Below are 2092 nucleotides of genomic sequence, written 5' to 3'. Positions count from 1 at the left end.
CCTGCCCATAACGGATGCCAGGACCAATCTGCTGGACAGCCTGCGCTTCGCCTCCGAGGACAGGGCCCACGGCGTGAACATCGTCTTCGGCGGCAATGTGATAGCCGGGACCCGGGCCAAGAAGGAGCGCTCCAAGAGCTACAATGCCTTCTCCAGCATCAACTATCCCAGCATAGCTATGATACGGGACGGCAGGGTGGTGTTCTACATCGAGGACAAGGACAGACTGTCCGGCTCCGTGACATTCTATCATGAGCTGAACGAGGGGATTCTGCTGCTGAAGCTGATGCCGGGCATGGACGGGATGGTGCTGAACCGCCTCTTTCCGTACTATGACTGCGTAATCATAGAGGCCTTTGGGGTGGGCGGCCTGCCGGAGTACGGGCGGATGCCCTTCTACCCGGAGATCAGGCGGTGGATAGATGCGGGGAAGCTGGTGATGATGGCCACCCAGGTGACCCACGAGGGCAGCGACATGGAGGTGTATCAGGTGGGGAAGGCCATCAAGGAGGAGTTCCATCTGATGGAGACCTATGACATGACCCTGGAGGCCACGGTGACCAAGGTCATGTGGGCGCTGGGGCAGACAAAGGAGCCGGAGCGGTTCCGCAGGCTGTTCTATGAGACGATCAACCATGACATTTTGCTGAAGGAGCTGTAGCGGGAAGGCCGACAGGGGGAGAGACGACAAAATATGCGTAAATGCAAGCGTAAATATACAAAAAAACATGCAATGAGGAGAGGTCTTCCTCTATATGCCCTGATTGCCATAATGCTGCTCTCTGTGCTGCCTTTGAGCGGCTGCGGAAGGGAGGCAGGGCCGGAGAGCGTCCGGATCGGATCCCTGAAAGGGCCTACCTCCCTGGGCATCCTTGATTTGATGGACAGGGCGGAAAAAGGGGAGACGAAGCATCCCTATGAGTTCCGGATGGCTGTAGGCGCGGACGAGCTGCTGCCCCTGATGGCCAAGGGGGAGCTGGACATGGCCCTGATTCCGGCCAATGTGGCGGCGGTGCTCTATCACAAGACAGAGGGCGGCGTCTGCGTGGTCGATATCAATACCCTGGGCGTCCTGTACCTGGTCACGGGGGATGAGGCGGTGGCGGGCCCGGCGGATTTAAAGGGCAGGACGATCTGCCTCACGGGAAAAGGGGCCACCCCGGAGGCCTCCCTGCGCTATGTCCTTGACAGGAGCGGCCTGGGGGAGGGGGACTATGTCCTGGAGTACAGATCGGAGCCCGCGGAGGTGGCAGCGCTTCTGGCGGAGGATCCCTCCAGGGTAGGGCTGCTCCCCCAGCCCTTTGCCACCGCTGCCCTCATGCAGAACGGGGATCTGCGGATCGCCATGGACATGAATGCCCAGTGGGAGCAGCTGCAGGGAGGGGAAGGAGGCGGCATGGTGACGGGGGTCACCGTGGTGCGCAGGGAATTCCTGGAGGAACATGAGGATGTAGTCGAAGATTTCCTGGAGGAGCATGGGAGCAGCGTGGACGCAGTCAACGGCGACCCGGAGAAGGGGGCGGCGATGGCCGTCCGGGCGGGCATCGTGGCAAAGGAGGCAATCGCCGCAGAGGCCATTCCCCGGTGCAATCTGGTCTGCGTCACCGGAGAGGAGATGAAGGCTGCCCTGTCCGCCTACCTGGAGGCGCTGGCCGGGTTCGATGCGGGGCTGATCGGAGGGGCGCTGCCGGAGGAGGATTTCTATTATTAAGAAAGAAACTGGCATCAAAAAGGATTCGGCTGTTGAGAGGCCTGTCATCGGGAAACTGAGGAAATGCATCATCATCGCGGCGTGGCTGACGATATGGCACATCCTCGCCCTGGCGGCGGACAATCCGATTCTGCTGGCCACACCGGCACAGACAGCCTGGCGGATGCTGGCCCTGTTTGGCGGGGGAAGCTTTTATACGGCTGTGGGCAGGAGCCTCCTGCGGATTGCCATGGGATTTTTTGCCGGCATGGCAGCGGCGCTGCTCCTGGCCTCCGGCAGCAGGCGCTTTTCCCTGATAGAAGAATTCCTTTCTCCCCTGATGGCCCTGGCGAAGGCCGTGCCAGTGGCTTCCTTTGTGGTGGTGCTGCTTATCTGGTGGGG

At 60.9% G+C, this 2092-nt stretch carries 2 protein-coding genes and 1 pseudogene (2 of these 3 running past the window's edge); all 3 read left to right on the top strand.

The window, feature by feature from the left end; genetic code table 11:
* A pseudogene (locus tag Q2B33_RS07430) lies at positions 1–661 on the top strand (asparaginase) (it extends 353 nt beyond the left edge of the window).
* A 72-nt stretch (positions 662–733) separates the two neighbouring features.
* Positions 734–1711: an ABC transporter substrate-binding protein gene (locus tag Q2B33_RS07425; protein WP_300565173.1), complete on the top strand. Its 978-nt coding sequence runs from the start codon at positions 734–736 to the stop codon at positions 1709–1711.
* A 163-nt stretch (positions 1712–1874) separates the two neighbouring features.
* Positions 1875–2092: the beginning of an ATP-binding cassette domain-containing protein gene (locus Q2B33_RS07420; protein ID WP_300913934.1), read on the top strand. 1024 nt of this gene lie beyond the right edge of the window; only the first 218 of its 1242 coding nucleotides appear in the window; it begins with the start codon at positions 1875–1877; its stop codon lies beyond the right edge, outside the window.

Origin of the sequence: uncultured Acetatifactor sp. (assembly GCF_948601915.1) — a bacterium.
Lineage (GTDB): Bacteria > Bacillota > Clostridia > Lachnospirales > Lachnospiraceae > Acetatifactor.
Note: the sequence above shows the minus strand (reverse complement) of the source record. Positions and strands in the feature narration are given on the sequence as shown.